Annotated in this window: 15 protein-coding genes; 9 read left to right on the top strand and 6 right to left on the bottom strand. The window is 63.7% G+C overall.

Annotated elements, in window-relative coordinates:
* The first annotated feature begins 19 nt into the window (after positions 1-19).
* On the top strand, positions 20-226 hold the full coding sequence (locus FHP91_RS17775) for a heavy-metal-associated domain-containing protein (protein WP_144310858.1): 207 nt from the start codon (positions 20-22) through the stop codon (positions 224-226).
* On the opposite strand, the gene FHP91_RS17770 is transcribed toward FHP91_RS17775, so the two are convergent.
* A complete protein-coding gene (locus FHP91_RS17770; RefSeq protein ID WP_186301617.1) occupies positions 190-3,126 on the bottom strand; it encodes an EAL domain-containing protein in 2,937 nt (978 codons plus the stop codon). The two genes, FHP91_RS17775 and FHP91_RS17770, sit on opposite strands and share 37 nt — an antisense overlap.
* A gap of 182 nt (positions 3,127-3,308) precedes the next feature.
* Here FHP91_RS17770 and ppa point away from each other — a divergent pair, with 182 nt between their 5' ends.
* Positions 3,309-3,833 carry an inorganic diphosphatase gene (gene ppa, locus FHP91_RS17765; RefSeq protein WP_144179531.1) on the top strand — a complete coding sequence of 175 codons (525 nt, stop codon included), beginning with the start codon at positions 3,309-3,311 and terminating at the stop codon, positions 3,831-3,833.
* A gap of 45 nt (positions 3,834-3,878) precedes the next feature.
* On the opposite strand, the gene FHP91_RS17760 is transcribed toward ppa, so the two are convergent.
* On the bottom strand, positions 3,879-5,015 hold the full coding sequence (locus FHP91_RS17760; protein WP_144310856.1) for a GNAT family N-acetyltransferase: 1,137 nt from the start codon (positions 5,013-5,015) through the stop codon (positions 3,879-3,881).
* Between the two features lie 214 nt (positions 5,016-5,229).
* Between FHP91_RS17760 and FHP91_RS17750 the strand changes: the two genes are divergently transcribed.
* Together FHP91_RS17750 and FHP91_RS17745 are read left to right on the top strand one after the other, a co-directional pair.
* Positions 5,230-6,846, top strand: coding sequence for an NAD+ synthase (locus FHP91_RS17750; RefSeq protein WP_144310854.1), 1,617 nt, complete (start codon positions 5,230-5,232; stop codon positions 6,844-6,846).
* A 31-nt stretch (positions 6,847-6,877) separates the two neighbouring features.
* Entirely contained in the window at positions 6,878-7,216 is a 339-nt protein-coding gene (locus tag FHP91_RS17745; RefSeq protein ID WP_144310853.1) for a P-II family nitrogen regulator, read from the top strand.
* A 55-nt stretch (positions 7,217-7,271) separates the two neighbouring features.
* Here the strand turns inward: FHP91_RS17745 and FHP91_RS17740 are convergent, their stop codons facing one another.
* Positions 7,272-8,261 (bottom strand): Smr/MutS family protein, encoded by a 990-nt coding sequence (locus FHP91_RS17740; RefSeq protein WP_144310852.1) that lies wholly within the window; start codon positions 8,259-8,261, stop codon positions 7,272-7,274.
* Positions 8,262-8,265: 4 nt separating this feature from the next.
* Positions 8,266-9,225 (bottom strand): thioredoxin-disulfide reductase, encoded by a 960-nt coding sequence (trxB, locus tag FHP91_RS17735; protein WP_144310851.1) that lies wholly within the window; start codon positions 9,223-9,225, stop codon positions 8,266-8,268.
* 226 nt (positions 9,226-9,451) lie between these two features.
* Here trxB and FHP91_RS17730 point away from each other — a divergent pair, with 226 nt between their 5' ends.
* The 4 genes from FHP91_RS17730 to FHP91_RS17715 all read left to right on the top strand — a co-directional run bounded on the left by FHP91_RS17730 (position 9,452) and on the right by FHP91_RS17715 (position 14,539).
* Positions 9,452-10,123 carry a Crp/Fnr family transcriptional regulator gene (locus FHP91_RS17730; protein WP_144310850.1) on the top strand — a complete coding sequence of 224 codons (672 nt, stop codon included), beginning with the start codon at positions 9,452-9,454 and terminating at the stop codon, positions 10,121-10,123.
* Positions 10,124-10,255: 132 nt separating this feature from the next.
* Entirely contained in the window at positions 10,256-12,547 is a 2,292-nt protein-coding gene (locus FHP91_RS17725) for a DNA translocase FtsK (protein WP_144310849.1), read from the top strand.
* A gap of 9 nt (positions 12,548-12,556) precedes the next feature.
* Complete coding sequence (gene lolA / locus FHP91_RS17720) at positions 12,557-13,183, top strand: outer membrane lipoprotein chaperone LolA (RefSeq protein ID WP_246116367.1); 627 nt, start codon at positions 12,557-12,559, stop codon at positions 13,181-13,183.
* A 12-nt stretch (positions 13,184-13,195) separates the two neighbouring features.
* Positions 13,196-14,539 (top strand): replication-associated recombination protein A, encoded by a 1,344-nt coding sequence (locus FHP91_RS17715; RefSeq protein ID WP_186301616.1) that lies wholly within the window; start codon positions 13,196-13,198, stop codon positions 14,537-14,539.
* A 21-nt stretch (positions 14,540-14,560) separates the two neighbouring features.
* On the opposite strand, the gene FHP91_RS17710 is transcribed toward FHP91_RS17715, so the two are convergent.
* The gene (locus FHP91_RS17710) at positions 14,561-14,824 is read right to left on the bottom strand and encodes a hypothetical protein (RefSeq protein WP_144179540.1); all 264 of its coding nucleotides are present in this window, start codon (positions 14,822-14,824) and stop codon (positions 14,561-14,563) included.
* Between the two features lie 211 nt (positions 14,825-15,035).
* On the opposite strand from FHP91_RS17710, the gene serS reads away from it, so the two are divergent.
* Positions 15,036-16,322 (top strand): serine--tRNA ligase, encoded by a 1,287-nt coding sequence (serS, locus tag FHP91_RS17705; protein ID WP_144310848.1) that lies wholly within the window; start codon positions 15,036-15,038, stop codon positions 16,320-16,322.
* Here serS and mltF read toward each other — a convergent pair.
* On the bottom strand, positions 16,283-17,722 hold the full coding sequence (gene mltF, locus FHP91_RS17700) for a membrane-bound lytic murein transglycosylase MltF (protein WP_144310847.1): 1,440 nt from the start codon (positions 17,720-17,722) through the stop codon (positions 16,283-16,285). The two genes, serS and mltF, sit on opposite strands and share 40 nt — an antisense overlap.
* Positions 17,723-17,738 lie beyond the last annotated feature (16 nt).

Raw genomic sequence — 17,738 nt, 5'->3', positions numbered from 1 at the left:
AGACAGTCAGGAGAAAAACATGGAACAGGTGACGATCAAGGTGGGCGGCATGAGCTGCCAGGGTTGTGTCAAAGGCGTAACCGCTGCCTTGGGGGCGGTGGCCGGAGTGACGACGGTGAGCGTGGATCTGGGGGCGGGCGAGGCGCGTGTCGACTTCGATCCGACGCAGGTCACGCCGGCGGCGCTGAATCAGGCCGTTGAAGACGCGGGCTTTGAGGCCGGGTGATCGCCCAGCTTGATCAGTAACTGGCGGAAGGCCTCGGGCTTGAGCGGTTTGGCGTAGAGGTAGCCCTGCGCCAGATCACACTTGAGGTGTGTCAGGAAGGCCGCCTGGGCTTCGGTCTCGATACCTTCGGCGACGACGGCCATGCCCATGTGGTGGGCGATGCCGATGATGGCTTCGGTCAGGTGCGCGTCTTCGGCGTCCTCGGGGAGGCCGCGCACGAAGGTGCGGTCAATCTTGAGTTTGTCGAGCTTGAATCGTTTGAGATAGGCCAGCGATGAATAGCCGGTGCCGAAGTCGTCGATGGCAAGTTTGACGCCCAGGGTATGGATGGCCGCCAGCGTGCTGGTCGCCTCGTCCTGGTTTGCCATCAGCGCGCTTTCGGTGACTTCCAGCTCGAGCAGGTGGGCGGGCAGGCCGCTGTTGCCCAGCGCGTCGAGGACGGTGGTTTCGAGGATGTCGCGGCGCACCTGAAGCGCCGAGATATTTACGGCGATCGACATGTCCTGCAGGCCTTCATTGCGCCATGTTTGGGCGAGGCTGCAGGCGTGTCGCAACACCCAGGCCCCGATGGGCAGGATCAGGCCGGTTTCTTCGGCAATGGGAATGAACTGGTCGGGCGGGATCATGCCGCGATCAGGATGCTGCCAGCGCAGCAAGGCTTCGGCGCCCACCAGGCGACCGCTTGCCAGATCGAACTGGGGCTGGAAATGCAGCGAAAACTCGTCACGCAGCAGCGCGCGTCGCAACTCGGTTTCGAGCGTCAGGCGTGTCTGGGCGCGTTCATTCAGTTCCGGGGTGAAAAACTGATAGCTGTTGCGGCCGTTCTCTTTGGCCGAATACATCGCCGCGTCGGCGTTCTTCAGTAGTAGGTCGCGGTTGTCACCGTCCTCTGGTGAGACGGTGATGCCGATACTGGGGGTGATTGACAGCTCATGGCCGCTGACCTCGTAGGGCGTGGCGAGTGCTTTGAGGACCTTGCTGGCCACCGCCGCGGCGCGTCCGGCGGTGTCGAGGTCGGTGAGTAAGACGACGAATTCGTCACCGCCCAGACGGCTGACCGTGTCGGTGCCGCGAATGACGGCGCTGAGGCGGGCAGCGACCTGCTGCAGCAGACCGTCGCCGACCGCGTGGCCCAGCGAGTCGTTGATGTTCTTGAAGCGGTCGAGGTCGATGAACAGTACGCCGAGGTGCTTTTGATTGCGTCGGGCGCTTTCGAGCGCACTGCCCATGCGTTCAAGCAGCAGCGTGCGGTTGGGCAGCCCGGTCAGGGCGTCATATTCGGCCATGTGGCGCAGGCGCTGCTCGGTGAGCTTGCGCTCGGAGATGTCGGAAATCGATACCACGAAATGCGTCGAACGTCCGCCATCACCGGTGACCGCACCGAGCGAGATCCAGCCCGGGTAATGACTGCCGTCAGCCCGCAGCAACTGCGCTTCGCCCGCCCAGTGGCGGGTCGATCGCAGGCGGGCGACCGTGCTGCGCCAGCTCTCGCCGTCGGCCGCTTCGCCGATCAATTGTTCGGCGCAGTGGCGGCCGACAACATCGGATTGTCGATACCCACTGATACGCTCCAGCGCGGGGTTGACCGACACAATCCGGAAGCGGTGATCGAGAATCGCGATGGCTTCGTTGCTGGCGTCGAATACTTGTGCCGAGAGCTGCAATTCGCGCGCGCTCTCCTTGAGGGCGCGTTTGCGTTCGTCGATGTCCCGTTGGTAGTGCTGGAAGCGGCGGTCGATCCAGCGGTAGAAAATAATTGATGCGAGCAGTGCCAGCGCGGTGCCCATCAGCAGGGTGAATACCGTCACCGTGAAGTCTTCGTCCTTATTGGCCTCCATGCGCTCGCGCTCGCGGGCAATCATCGGGTTGGCATCGTCGAGCCGGGCGATGGCCGCCAGGGTCCAGCCCCACGGGTCCTGGCCGGCGACATAGGCCAGATGCTGCTCCTGGGTCTTTGACGAGCCCACCGCCGCGCCCGGTTCGAGCGCAAGCCGCAGGGTGCTGCCGCCCAGGCGCCCGGCGCGGGCGATTTTATGGACCCACTCGGGGGCCGAACCGTCGGCTGAGGGCGGCTTGGCGCTGGCGCTGCTGGCGAGAAGCTGACTGTGTTGATTCACCACCACGATGAGCCGGCCGTCGAGCGGGCTGTAGCGCGAGAGGGCGTCAAGAGCCTCAGCGCGTGCCGATATCTGTGCTTGCTGACTGAGCGTAGCCATACCCACAATCCAGTCAAAAGACGCAAAGCGGGTGGCGTGAGCGAAGTAGTCCTTCATGGTCTTGGCATCGCTTGTCGGGCGCCAGCGAAGCCGTGTCTGCCCATCGCCCAGGGTGGCTGCGTCGCTCAGGCGCGCCATCAAGTCTTGACCGATATCGTCGATGCGACCGGTCAGGGATTGCCCCTCCAGGCCGGGGTCAGAGGCAAACAGGCGGATTCTGCCGTCAGCTTCGATGATGAAGGGTGCAAGCCCCTGATTGGGGCGACCCATGGGGCGCAAGAGTTCGGTCAGGATGCGCCGTAGCTGCGCGTCGCTGACCGTGCCCTTCAGACCCCAATAGGTGCGTTCGATGGCCTCGATTGCGACCGTTGTTTCTTGCTGGAGCTGGGTTGCCAGATTGTGTTCAAAGCCTTTGCGGCGCTCGTCCAGACTGGTTGCCAGGTGGCGGATTTCTTCTTGAAGCGATTGTTCGAGGCGGGCGAAGGCTTGCGTGTTGATGTCGTTGATGCGGACCTGGAAGTTCTGTTCGTGGCGGTAGATGTAGTAGCTGCCCATGCTCACCAGCAAGCCCAGCACCAGCGCCAGCATGCCGCCGAGCATGACGCGCGGCAGCCAGCGCTCAGCGCGGGCTGAAGGGTTGCCAGCGGTGCGGGCGCGGGCGGCGCCGGTGGACGGCTCGGACATCGGCCGGTGTGTCTCCTTGTTTGCACCGGGGCATGGCCGGTACATCGGAATCGATCAATCGTTTGAATTAACGGCGGTGAGCGTCAAGGCTTGAGTCGAGTGGGCAATGATTTGGTCGTAAGGTTTTTGGCCATCCGCAAAAACCCCTATAATTGATCGAATTTTTTCAAGGGGAGGGTTGTATGGGATTCGATCAAGTCACCGCTGGCAAGGATGTGCCGAACGACGTCAATGTCATCATCGAGATCTCGGCGCAGGGCGAGCCGATCAAGTTTGAAGTCGACAAGGATAGCGGCTGCGTTTTCGTCGACCGTTTCATGGGTACGAGCATGCGCTACCCCTGCAACTACGGCTATGTGCCGCACACTGTCGCCGGCGATGGCGATCCGGTGGATGTGCTGGTCGTCACGCCCTTCCCGCTGCAGCCGGGCGTGGTCATCCGCTGCCGCCCGGTCGGCGTACTGAAGATGGAAGACGAGTCGGGTGAAGACGCCAAAGTGGTCGCCGTGCCGGTCTCCAAACTCACGCCGCTGTACAACAAGGTCGAAACCACCGACGACCTGCCCGAACTGCTGATGAAGCAGGTCGTTCATTTCTTTGAGCACTACAAGGATCTGGAGCCGGGCAAGTGGGTCAAGGTCACCGGCTGGGGCACCGTCGAAGACGCCCGCCAGGAAATCCTGACCGGCATCGCCAACGCGGGCTGATCCGCGCGCGGTTGTCTGGAAAAGCCCGCTTCGCGCGGGCTTTTTTCATGGCGCTGGCGGTTTGGGGCGGAAGGGGCTGCGCTCGTCCAGCTCGTCCAGATAGCCCGCGATGCCGTCGCGCTCGCGGCGCAGGTAGTCGGCAATCGCGTTGGCAAAGCGCGCATCGCGAATCCAGTGGGCCGAGGTGATCGGTGTTGATGCCAGGCCGCGTGAGAGCTTGTGTTCGCCTTGGGCGCCGCCTTCGAAGCGCGATAGTCCGTGCGTGATGGCGTAGTCGATGCCCTGGTAGTAGCAGGCTTCGAAGTGCAGGCAGGAGATGTCCTCCACTGCGCCCCAGTAGCGGCCATAGAGCGCTTGCGCGTCGGCCAAAAACCACGCGCAGGCCACCGCCCGGCTATCGCGATAGGCGATCAGCAGACGTACCGAGGCCGGTGCCGTGGCATTCAGCTGGGCGAAGAAGTCGCGCGTGAGGTAGGGCGTCGAGCGGCGCAGGGCGTAGGTGAGGCAGTAGCAGTGGTGAAAGAAATCGAGATCGGTCTCGTTGATTTCGTCCCCGGTCTTCCAGACGAAGTGCACGCCGGCCCTGGCCACCCGCTGGCGCTCCTGGCGGATTTTCTTGCGTTTGTCGCGGGTGAGGTGGTTCAGAAAGTCGGCGAAATCGGTGTAGTCGCGATTGCGCCAGTGAAACTGCACGCCATGGCGAATCTGCATCCCGGCGGCGGCGAGCAGCGCGGTGTCTTCTTCGCTGGGAAAGAGCACATGCAAGGAGCTGCCGTCGCCGGCGGCGATCCACGCCAGCGTGTCGTGCAGCAACCGGCTGCGTGTGGCGATATCGATGCCCAGCAGGCGGCGGCCTGGCAGTGGCGAGAAGGGGATGGCGCACAGCCATTTGGGGTAGTAGTCGAGGCCGTGCTGCTCGTAGGCCTGCGCCCAGGCCCAGTCAAAAACATATTCGCCCCAGGAGTGCGTTTTTCGGTAAAGCGGCATGGCAGCGACCAGCGTGTGGTCGCGCCATAGCGTGGCGTGGTGTGGCGTCCAGCCCGTATCAGCGCTGGCGCACTGGCTGGCTTCAAGCGCATGCAGGAAGGCATGCTGCAGTCCGGCGTGGTCGCCCGCCAGCGCGTTCCAGGCAGATGCCGGAATGTCTTCGATACGGCGGAAAAATCGGAGTGTGTCGCTCATCGGTTGGCATTCTTCACTGCGCTGGCCGCGCGCCGACGATTGTGGCCGGGGCAGCTGCTGCATGATGGGGCAGAGTGTTCCCGTCCGATGGGGTCTCCGGCCCCGTGGGGTTTATCCACGGCTTATCCACAGGCTTGTGCACCGGAATTGTGGATAGCTTGAAGTGCGCTGGACTCCGCACAAATCCGGGGGCAGACGGTATAGTTACACGCCTATGAAAACATCGCTTGCTATTGCCGTCGCCCAGTTCAACCCCGTGGTGGGCGACCTGTCCGGGAATGTGGCGCAAATTCGCGCGGCCATGGATGCTGCCGCGGCCGAGGGCGCGCGCCTGCTGCTGACGCCCGAGCTGTCGATCTGCGGCTATCCGCCGGAAGACCTGCTGCTGCGCCCCGATTTTTACGATCGCTGCCGCGAGGCCGTCGAGACGCTTGCCTTGCAGACCGATGAACTGGCGGTGGTGGTCGGTTACCCCGAGGCCGATGGCGACATCCGTTACAACGCGGCGGCGGTGCTGCATCGCGGTCGGATCGTGGCGCACTATCGCAAGCAGCGCCTGCCGAACTACGAAGTGTTCGACGAGCTTCGTTATTTCGACGAGGGTGACGCGGCCTGCATTTTTGAGATCGATGGCGTGCGCTGCGGGCTGCTGATCTGCGCCGACCTGTGGGGCGCCGCGCCAACCAAGGGGCTGATCGAGGCGGGTGCGGACGTGATCCTGGTGATCAACGCTTCGCCCTGTCATTTGAACAAACAGCAGGATCGCTACCGGGTGGCCGCCGACCGGGCCCGCGAAAGCGGTTTGCCGGTGCTCTACGCCAACATGGTCGGCGGTCAGGACGAGCTGGTATTTGATGGCGCCTCTTTCGCCATGCAGGCCGATGGGTCGATTGCCTGGCAGGCGCCGGCGTTTGCCGCGCACGCCAGTGTGGTGCGGCTCAATGGCTCGGCCTGGGTGCCGGCCACGGTCACGCCGCTGCCAGAGCTCGAAGAAGAGGCCTACACCGCGCTGGTGGTGGGCGTGCGCGACTATCTCGGCAAGAACGGATTCCCTGGCGCCATCATTGGCCTGTCGGGCGGTATCGATTCGGCGCTGACGCTGGCGGTGGCGGTCGACGCGCTGGGTGCCGACAAGGTGCGCGCGGTGATGATGCCTTCGCCCTATACGGCGCAGATGAGTCTGGATGACGCGGCCGAGATGGCGCGGATTCTGGGGGTGCGTTACGACGTGCTGCCGATCGAACCGGCGATGAAGGTGTTTGCCGGCATGCTCGAGGCGCAGTTCGCGGGCTTGCCCGAAGACACCACCGAGGAAAACCTGCAGAGCCGGATCCGTGGCATGTTGCTGATGGCCTTGTCGAACAAGACCGGCAGCATCGTGCTGACCACGGGCAACAAGAGCGAGATGGCCACCGGCTACGCCACGCTCTACGGCGATATGGCGGGCGGTTTCGCGGTGCTCAAGGATGTCTACAAGACGCTGGTGTATCGCTTGTCTGTGTGGCGCAATGCGCGCAGCGCGATCATTCCGGAGAACATCATTACCCGGCCGCCGTCGGCCGAGCTCAAGCCGGATCAGGTCGACCAGGACAGTCTGCCGCCGTATGCGGTGCTCGACGCGATCATCGAGGCCTACATGGAGCGCGACGAGTCCCCGCGGGAGATCGTTGCCCAAGGGTATGATGAGGCGGTGGTGCGACGCACCGTGGGCATGCTCAAACGCAATGAATACAAGCGTCGTCAGTCGCCGGTAGGCATTCGCCTGACTCGGCGGGCCTTCGGCAAGGACTGGCGCTTCCCGATTACGGCCCGGTATCAGGACCCGTACTAGACACAAGAACGATACGACACAGGAGCGATGCATGAAGAAGATCGAAGCGGTGATCAAGCCGTTCAAGCTGGATGAGGTGCGTGAGGCGTTGTCGGAGGTCGGCATCACCGGCCTGACGGTGAGCGAAGTCAAAGGCTTCGGCCGCCAGAAAGGGCATACCGAGCTGTATCGCGGCGCCGAGTACGTGGTGGATTTTCTCCCCAAGATCAAGATCGAGATCGTGGTCGGCGAGGACGTGGTCGAGCAGGCCATTGAGGCGATCATCAAGGCCGCGCGTACCGGCAAGATCGGCGACGGCAAGATTTTTGTCACGGCGGTGGAGCAGGTGGTGCGAATCCGCACCGGCGAACTGAACGAAGACGCGATCTGATCGATCGCTGATGCCGAATCATGCAGCGGCCGCCCTCGGGTGGCCGTTGTGTCGTTTACGGCGCGCGGATCTTGTCGGGCGCGCGCAGTAGCACGCGCAGGGCGCCGCTGCCGCCCTCGTTGGCGCGGGCCTGACAGAAGGCGAGGATCTCCTCGCGCTGAGACAGCCAGCCTTTGGAGAGCTGCTTGAGAATGCCGACCTTGCCCGGCGAGCGCAGGCCTTTGCCATGCACGACCCGCACGCAGCGGATACCACGGCGCAGTGCGCTGGCGAGGAACTCTGCCAGCGCGGCGCGGGCCTCGTCGCGGGTCAGACCGTGCAGATCGATTTCACCCTGCACCACCCAGCGGCCGCGGCGCAGATCGGTGAGCACCCGACGCGGCAGTCCGGCGCGTAAAAAAACGGCCTCGTCGCCCATGTCGAGCCGGTCTTCGAAGCTCAGCGGCGCTTCCATGCTCTCGCGCAAGGCGGCTTGCTCGTCGGCTTCACTCAGGCGGGGTGCGGCGACCGGCGGCGGGGTGGCGATGTCGGCGCGGTTGGCGGGTTTGAGCGGCTGCGTGCCGCTGGCCAGCCAGGACATGATGTCGTTGGGTTGAGGCGTGCGGGGCTGAACAATCTTGGCGGTTTCGGCGCGCGGCACCGGGCCGAGCCAACCGCGATCGTCCTGCGGCAGCGGGACCACGTCATGCATATGGTGTTGAAACCAGGCGCCTTCGTCGTGTTCCGGCGGCGGCGCATGACGGCGCGGCAGGTCGTCGTCGGCTTCGACCGGTCGGGCTTTGGGAACGGGCCGTGGACGCGGGGGGGTTATCTCGGCGCGGTTTGTGTCGGCGATGGGCTGGATGTCGCCCACGCTGGCGCGAAACAGATCGGGCGGCGGCAGTGTCTCGTCGACGGGCGGGGCGTCGGTGGCTGCCGGTGGGGCGGCATGTTCCGAGGCCTTGTTTTTGTTCGCCTTGATCCGCTTGAGCGAGGCGAAGCGGGTGTCGGGCAAGCGCGCCGGCGACGCCGCTTGCGCGGCGGCGGGGCGACGCTTGCGTGCCATGGCCTTAGCCAGCCTGGTTCAGGCTGTCGAGGTAGCGCTCAGCGTCGAGCGCGGCCATGCAGCCGGTGCCGGCGCTGGTCACCGCCTGGCGATAGATGTGGTCCTGCACGTCGCCGGCGGCAAACACGCCGGGCACGCTGGTGGCGGTGGCGTTACCTTCGCGGCCGCCGTGGGTGACGATGTAACCGCCTTCCATTTCGAGCTGGCCTTCGAAGATGTCGGTGTTCGGCTTGTGGCCGATGGCGATGAACACGCCCATCAGCTCGATATCTTCCTTGGCATCGGTCTGCACATTGCGCAGACGCATGCCGGTCACGCCCATGTTGTCGCCCAGCACCTCGTCGAGTGTGGCGAACAGCTTGAGCTCGATCTTGCCTTCGTCGACGCGGGCCATCAGCTTGTCGATCAGGATTTTCTCGGCGCGGAAGGTGTCGCGACGGTGCACCAGCGTGACCTTGCTGGCGATGTTGGCCAGATACAGCGCTTCTTCCACGGCGGTGTTGCCGCCGCCGACCACAGCCACCGGCTTGTTGCGGTAGAAAAAGCCGTCGCAGGTCGCGCAGGCGGACACGCCTTTGCCCATGAAGGCTTCTTCGGACGGCAGGCCGATGTACTTGGCAGTGGCGCCGGTGGAGATGATCAGCGCGTCGCAGGTGTACTCGCCCTGATCGCCGACCAGCCGGATCGGCTTCTCGTTGAGGTGCGTGGTGTGAATGTGGTCAAACACCATCTCGGTGTCGAAGCGCTCGGCATGCTTCTGGAAGCGCGCCATCAGGTCGGGGCCCATCACGCCATCGGCGTCGGCCGGCCAGTTGTCCACGTCGGTGGTGGTCATCAGCTGGCCGCCCTGGGCCATGCCGGTGATCAGGACCGGGTTGAGGTTGGCGCGCGCGGCATAGACGGCGGCGGTGTAGCCGGCCGGGCCGGAACCGAGGATGAGGAGTTTGTCGTGACGGGTGCTCATGGTGGTGGGTCTTCTCGATGGTGGAAGGACAGTAGCGGCAGATTATAACTGGAGCTGGCCTTGAGGCATTTCAAGCCGCCGATTTGTTGGGGTCTCGGGTTTTGGAGTGCTGGGGGGCGTTACGTTTCTATGAGAACGTGATAGTGTCGCAGTTGCCCGTTCGCAGTGAATCGCCCGTGGTCTCAGGGGCTTAGCGCCGGAGCAGCCTTACCGACAGGAGAGTTGTATGGTCCAGACGGCCGCGGTTTCCAACATCGCATTGCGTACTTTTCCGTTGTTTCAGGGGCTCAGTGATGAGCGCCTGGTGAGCGTGGCCCGTTGCGCCATGATGCGTCGTATTCCGCGAGGCCAAGCTGTTGTGCGCGCGGGCGATCCGCCTGATTACGTCTATTTCGTGCTCACGGGCAGCCTCAAGGTGCTGGTGAGCGATGAAGACGGACGCGAGGTGATTCTCACCATTCTCGGGCAGGGCGAGTTGTTCGGCGAGATGGGCATCTTTGAAGAGCAGCCGCGTTCGGCCTCGGTGGTGGCGGTGATGCCCTCCGATCTGGTGATGATCTCCAAGCACGATTTCAAGCAGCTCATGCGCGACGACTTCGACATCGCCTGGCGCATCATGAGCAATCTGGCTGACCGCCTGCGTAATGCCGACCGCAAGATCGAAAGTCTGGCGCTGATGGATGTCTATGGCCGCGTCGCCCATCTTTTGCTCGAAATGGGCGAAGAGCAGGACGGCGAGATGGTGGTGGTGCGCAAGATCTCGAAGCAGGATATCGCCAAGATGATCGGCGCTTCGCGCGAGATGGTCAGTCGCGTCATGAAGGATCTCGGGCTGCAAGGCTTGATCGAGGAAACCCCGAACGGGATCATTCTGCGCGACCGCATCCAGGATCTCTGATCGCCGGTCGCCGCATCGGGCTTACGCCCCGTTACGCTTCGTTTCGTGGCCCGCCGCATAAGGCGGGCCGTTTTCGTATAATGCGGCAGTGTCTTCTGGCCGCTGTGTCGCACAGCGTGTGTGTGCTCCCCCATGGCGTCTTCGTCTCAAACCCGTTCCCGCAATCAGCCGCTGCCTGAGCGTATTGCCCATCTGCTCCAGGAAACACGCTGGATTGTGCTGGGCGTTGTGTCCATTTATGTGGCGATGATCCTGCTCGGCTATAACAAGGCCGATCCGGGCTGGTCGCATGCCACCGAAGTGGCGCGGGTCACCAACCCTGGCGGGCGTTTTGGCGCCTGGCTGGCCGATGTGCTGCTGTATTTATTTGGCGGCTCGGCTTGGTGGCTGGTGATCTTTCTCGGCTATGGCATCGCCTGGGGCTTCCGCCGTTTCCGGCACGAGTTCAACACCGACAAGCGCTCATTTTTCATCGTGATGGCGGGCTTTCTCGTCGTTCTGCTCGCCAGCGCCGCGCTCGAAGCGCTGCGCTTTCATTCCACGGGCGCCGGCTTGCCACTGGCACCGGGGGGCTTGTTGGGTTCGGAGCTTGGCGCCGCCGCGCTTCGCTACCTCGGCTTTACCGGCGGCACGTTGGTGTTGCTGGCGCTGATCGCCGGTGGCTTGAGTCTGTTTACCGGTATTTCGTGGTTGTCAGCGACCGAGCGGCTCGGGCTGTGGCTTGAGCAGACCTGGCTGACCTTGCAGCGCGGCGGCCAGGCCTGGCGCGATCGTCGCGCCGGCCGCGAGCTGGCGCAAAAGCGCGAGGCGGTGGTCAAGACGCGCCGCGAAAAGGCCGAGCGTACGCCGGCGTCGCCTGTGCGTATCGAGCCCGCGGTGGCGGTGGTTGTGCCGTCCGAGCGGGTGCAAAAAGAGCGCCAGCAGAATTTGTTTGGCGCGGCCGGCGACGGTGCCTTGCCGCCAGTGTCCTTGCTGGACGAAGCCTCGCAGGATGTCACGCCGCCCAGCGCCGAAACGCTGGAATTCACCTCCCGCTTCATCGAGCAGAAGCTGGCGGATTTCGGTGTCGAGGTAAAGGTCATCGCGGCGTATCCCGGTCCGGTTATCACCCGTTACGAGTTCGAACCGGCCACTGGCGTCAAGGGCGCGCAGGTGGTCAATCTCGCGAAAGACCTGGCGCGTGCGCTGTCGCTGATCTCGATCCGCGTGGTTGAAACCGTGCCGGGCAAGTCATGCATGGCGCTCGAGTTGCCCAACCCCAAGCGTCAGACCGTGCGGCTATCGGAGATTCTTGGCTCCAAGGCCTATCACGACATGCACTCGCCGCTGACCATCGGCCTGGGCAAGGACATCTCCGGCAATCCGGTGGTAGCTGATCTGGGCAAGATGCCGCACTTGCTGGTGGCCGGCACGACCGGCTCGGGCAAGTCGGTGGGTATCAACGCCATGATCCTGTCGCTGCTCTACAAGAGCGAGCCCGACAAGGTGCGGCTGATCATGGTCGACCCGAAAATGCTGGAACTGTCGGTGTACGAGGGCATCCCGCACCTGCTGGCGCCCGTGGTCACCGATATGAAGCACGCCTCCAACGCGCTCAACTGGTGCGTGGCGGAGATGGAAAAACGCTACAAGCTGATGGCCGCCGTCGGCGTGCGCAATCTGGCCGGTTTCAACAAGCAGGTGAGCGAGGCGAAGAAGGCCGACAAGCCGCTGACCAACCCCTTCGCCATCAATCCCGACAACCCCGAGCCGCTCGAGACCCTGCCGCATATCGTGGTGGTGGTCGACGAGCTAGCCGACATGATGATGGTGGTCGGCAAAAAGGTCGAAGAGTTGATTGCACGTCTGGCGCAGAAAGCCCGGGCGGCCGGCATCCACCTGATTCTCGCCACCCAGCGCCCCTCGGTGGATGTGATCACCGGCCTGATCAAGGCCAACATCCCGACCCGCATGGCCTTCCAGGTGTCGTCCAAGATCGACTCGCGCACCATCCTCGACCAAATGGGCGCCGAAAGCCTGCTGGGCATGGGCGACATGCTCTACCTGCCGCCTGGCTCCGGCCTGCCGATGCGGGTGCATGGCGCCTTCGTGGCCGACGATGAAGTGCACACCGTGGTCGAATTCCTCAAGAAGCAGGGCGAGCCCGATTACATCGATGGCATCCTCGACGCCCAGGAAGAATCGGGCGACGGCATGAGCAGCGTCGATGGCGACGATGTCGAAGCGGATCCTTTGTACGATCAGGCGGTCGAAGTGGTGGTGAAAACTCGTCGCCCGTCGATTTCGTTGGTACAGCGTCACCTGCGTATCGGTTACAACCGGGCGGCCCGACTGATTGAACAAATGGAACGCGCCGGGCTGGTCTCCTCAATGGGGAGCAATGGCAACCGTGAAGTGCTCGCCCCGGCGCGCGAGGAGAATTGATTGAAGCAAGTGTGCAGAAGCGCGAGCCGCTGGCTCGTGGCAGCGATGGTCTTCGGGCTGTCGAGTGTGGCGCTGGCTGAGTCAGGCGTGGTGCTGCTCAAGCGGTTCGTGCAGCAGACCGAGCGCGCCGAGGGGCAGTTTGTGCAGTCGGTGTATCGGCAGAACGGCGGCCGTGGCGAACAGTCTGACGGCAGCTTTGCTTTCGAGCGGCCCGGCAAGTTTCGTTGGGAATACACCAAGCCTTATCCGCAGTTGCTGGTCGGCGATGGCAAGAAGATGTGGGTCTACGATCCCGAGCTTCAGCAAGTGACGATCAAGACGCTGGACGATGCGCTGGGTGCGACGCCTGCCGCGATCCTGGCCGGCAAGGATGAGCTCGACAAGAACTTTACGCTCGAAGACGGCGGCCGGATGAATGAACTCGACTGGGCCGTGGCCACGCCGCGTGCCGCCGACAGCAGCTTTGCGCGCATGAAAATGGGTTTTGCCAACGGCCAGCTGGTGGCGATGGAAATCCAGGACAACTTTGGCCAGACCACGCTGCTGCGCTTTACCGAGTTCAAGACCAATCCGGTGCTCAACGCCAGCCTGTTCAGCTTCACCCCGCCCAAGGGCGTGGATGTGGTTGGCGAGTAAGCGGCGCCCGCGGTGAGTTCCGGCGATCTGTTTTCCGCGGAGCCGGTCACGACGCCGCCGCCGACGGGCAGCATCCCGCTGGCCGAGCGGCTGCGCCCCGCGACGCTGGACGACGTGGTCGGCCAGGCGCATTTGCTGGGCGAGGGCAAGCCGCTGCGCCTCGCTTTTGCCTCGGGGCGGCTGCATTCGATGATCCTGTGGGGGCCGCCGGGCGTGGGCAAGACCACGCTCGCGCGCCTGATGGCCGAAGCCTTCGAGGCGGACTTCATCGCCTTGTCGGCGGTGTTTTCGGGCGTCAAGGACATCCGCGAAGCGGTGCAAAAAGCTCAGGTGGCGCGCGATCTCGGCCGCCACACGATTCTTTTTGTGGATGAGGTGCATCGCTTCAACAAGGCGCAGCAGGATGCGTTCCTGCCCTTTGTCGAGCAGGGGCTGCTGACCTTCATCGGCGCGACCACCGAAAACCCCTCTTTTGAAGTTAACGCTGCGCTGCTGTCGCGGGCGGCGGTATATGTGCTCAAGTCGCTCGACGAGGGCGAGCAAATGGTGTTGTTCGAGCGCGCCCGCCACACCGCGGATGCCGCGCTGGCGATCGAAGATGCCGCGCGCGACCGTCTGATCGGCTTCGCTGACGGCGACGGCAGGCGGCTGATTGGCCTGGTCGAGCAATTAGAGATTGCGGCGCAGACTGCCGCGGTCAATCCGGTGACCGCTGAATTTGTCGATCAGGCCTTGTCGCGCAATCTGCGTCGCTTCGACAAGGGCGGCGATGCCTTCTACGACCAGATATCGGCCATGCACAAATCGGTGCGCGGCTCGGACCCCGATGCCGCGCTCTACTGGCTGTGCCGCATGCTCGATGGCGGTGCCGATCCGCGTTATATCGGTCGACGCCTGGTGCGCATGGCCAGCGAAGACATCGGCCTGGCTGACCCGCGAGCGCTGGAGATGACCCTGCAAGCCTGTGCTGCCTATGAGCGGCTGGGTTCGCCGGAGGGCGAGCTGATGCTGGCGCAGGCAACAGTGTTTCTGGCCTGCGCAGCCAAATCGAACGCGGTATATACCGCCTACAAGGCGGTGCGGCGCTTTATTGCCGAAGACGGCTCACGGCCGGTGCCCATGCATCTGCGCAACGCCCCCACCAAGCTCATGAAAAGCATGGGCCATGGTGACGGCTATCGCTACGCGCATGACGAGGCCGATGGCTACGCCGCTGGCGAACACTATCTGCCCGATGGCGTCAATGCGCAGCCGTGGTACCAGCCCACCGACCGCGGCATGGAAGCGCGCATTCGCGAAAAGCTCGATCGCCTGCGCACGCTCGATCGCGGCGCAGGCAAGTCTGAGCGCGGTTGATCCGCGCCGCCGTGGCGAGGCTCAGTGCGTTGTCGGATGGTCGGCAATGAAGCGGGCGATCACGGCGCGGGCTCGCACTGCCTTGTCGACCTGGCCGGTGCGCTCGGCGCGATCCACCAGATCGGCCATATAGCGCGATAACAGCAAGACGCCTTCGGGGGTTTGCACCAGTCCGCAGGCGACCTGTGCCGCCGCAACGTCCGGGATGCCTTCGTGTTCGGCGATGAGGGCGACCTCATCGTCCGTGATATCGCAATAGTCCAAGCAGTCACGCATGGATAGCATGGCGTTCTCCTCCAGTCCTTTATTTGGGCACTCTGACCTGGCCCGTTCTTTATTGGTTCTTATCTACTCAGGATAAGCCACCGATAAGACTTGGCAAATTTCGAATTTCTCTCGGTTTGTTTCCTGCCATAGCACCCTTCAATGGTGCGTCGCAGCGGTTTAGAATAGACGTTTCCATTCCGGCGTCCTGCGCTTTGCGTGGGCTGAAGACATGCTCGACATCCAACAACTCCGTTCCGACATCGACACCGTGGCCACCGTGCTGGCGAGCCGCCGTGTGACGCTCGACACCGCCACCTTCAACACCCTGGAGGCCGAGCGCAAGCAGCTTCAGACCCGTACGCAAGAGCTGCAGGCCAAGCGGAACACGTTGTCCAAGCAGGTGGGCATGCTCAAGGGCAAGGGCGAAGATGCCTCCGCCGTGCTCGCCGAGGTCAGTGGGATTGGCGATGAACTCAAGGCCAATGAACTGGCGCTGGCCGACTTGCTGGCCCGGATCGACGCCTTCATGGCCGCGTTACCGAACTTGCCGGCCGACGATGTACCGGTCGGGGCGGACGAGTCGGCCAACGTGGAAGTGTCGCGTTGGGGCACGCCGCGCGAGTTCGACTTCGAAGTCAAAGACCATGTCGACATCGGCGCCGCCCTGGGGGGGCTGGATTTCGAAACCGCGGCCAAGATTTCCGGTGCGCGTTTCGCCATGATGCGCGGCGGCGTGGCGCGTCTTCACCGCGCGCTGGCGCAGTTCATGCTCAACACGCATATCGCCGACCACGGCTATACCGAGATCTACACGCCTTATCTGGTCAACGCCGACAGCATGTATGGCACCGGTCAGCTGCCCAAGTTTGAAGAAGACCTGTTCTCCGTGCCCAAGGCCGACGGTAGCAAGTTCTACCTGATCCCGACGTCCGAAGTGCCGGTCACCAACGTTGTGCGGGGCGAAATGGTCGCCGCCGAGACCTTGCCGCTCAAGTTCGTCTGCCACACCCCGTGCTTCCGTTCCGAAGCCGGCTCTTACGGGCGCGACACCCGCGGCATGATCCGCCAGCACCAGTTCGACAAAGTCGAGTTGCTGCGCATCGAACACCCGGACAACTCCGCCGCAGCGCTGGAGGAACTCTCAAGCCACGCCGAAACCATTTTGCTGAAGCTTGAGCTGCCGTACCGCAAGATCGTGCTGTGCACCGGCGACATGGGTTTTGCTGCCACCAAGACCTACGACCTGGAAGTGTGGCTGCCGGCCCAGCAGACCTATCGCGAAATCTCGTCCTGCTCCAACTGCGGTCCTTTCCAGGCGCGTCGCATGCAGGCGCGCTTCAAGGATGCGCAGGGCAAGAAAGGTCTGCTGCACACGCTCAACGGCTCGGGCCTCGCGGTGGGCCGCACGCTCGTGGCCGTGCTCGAAAACTACCAGCAAGCCGATGGTTCGGTGGTGGTGCCGGCGGTGCTGCGCCCCTACATGGGCGGGCTGGAGGTACTGACGCCCGCGGCCTGAGCGCCTCGGTTGGGCACTGGCGTGCTCGGCGGGAGTAAAGCCTCGGCGCCGGCCGGCGCCGTGTCCAGACGGCGCAGGATGTCGAAAAAGGCGCGCACGTTTTCCGTCATGTGCACGGCCTCGCCGCCGCGCGCCGGCCCGGCCTTCAGGCGACGCGCAAAGCTGGGCCGGGACATCAGCGGCAACAGCGTGCGCAGCGACACCCAGGTCAGGTTGTCGCGCCCCATGGTGTTGGCGATCTGGCGCGCGCCACGCAGGTGCCCAAGCCCCAGGTTGTAGGCCGCTACCGCCATCCAGGTGCGGTCGGGCGCCTGCACGTCAGCGTCAATCGAATCGAGCATCAGCTTGAAGTTCTTTGCGCCGCCCATGATGCTCTGCGCCGGGTCCAGCCGGTCGCGTACTTTCATGCGTGTCGCAGTCTCTTCGGTCAGCATCATCAGGCCGCGCACGCCGGTGGGCGAGATGGCAAACGGATCCCATTGGGACTCCTGGTAACCAATGGCGGCCAGCAGTCGCCAGTCGAGTCCGGTTTTCTCGCCGGCATCTTCGAACATGGCTTGATAGCGCGGTAGCCGGGTCTGGATGCGATCCACAAAGGCCGCGATGTCGATCGCGCTCAGGCGCTGAATATGGCCGAAATAACGATCTTCCAGCCGGCTAATCGTGTTGTCTTCGTGCGATCGAATAAGGAAGCGTCCGACGGTGTCGAACAGTTCGGCCGATGCCGCAGTGTCGGGCAGCGCCCAGGCCATCGCGGCCGTGCCCGGCAGGGCGCTCACCTGCTGCAACTCCGGGCGCAATTCGGCGGCCAGTGCCAGGTGTGCTTCATCCGTGGCCAGCAAGGCAATGCGCCCGTCGGCGACCGCGGCCAGCAAGACCTGATCCGGTTGGCCGGCGACAGTGTTGATGCGCATCGACGGCACCTCGTGCTGAAGCTCTCGCAGGCGGCGTGCCGCGAGCGTGCCTTTGCGGGCTGTCACCGTTTTGCCGGCGAGGTCCTGAATCGACTGAATGGTCGATGCGGCCTCGCCAGTGCCCGCGATCAGCAATTTGAGCTCTCGCACAATGGGCGACCACCGCACATGGCGGGCCTTGTCGTTTCGCCCCAGCGCGGCTGCCGCCATATGAGCATCGCCGCGTTGCACAGCCTCCAGCGCGCGGGCGGCACTGGGATAAATGATGAATTTCACCGGCACGCCCAATTCGCCGGCCAACTCTTCGAGCAGATCATGTTCAAATCCGCTCGCGCCGTCATCCGGTTCTTTCCGGTAGGTCACCGCGTCGATGCGTGTTGCCACTCGCAGCTCGCCCAGCGTTCTGAAGTCGACAATCACCGGCGCCTCGCCGCGCGGGCAGCCGGTAAGCAGGAAGGTGATCAACACAAGCAGCAGGGCGCGCATGGACAAACTCCCGTTC

The organism is Denitromonas halophila, from assembly GCF_007625155.1.
GTDB classification, from domain to species: Bacteria; Pseudomonadota; Gammaproteobacteria; order Burkholderiales; family Rhodocyclaceae; genus Nitrogeniibacter; species Nitrogeniibacter halophilus.
The sequence above is the reverse complement of the archived record's forward strand: the minus strand, read 5'-3'. Positions and strand labels throughout refer to the sequence as shown.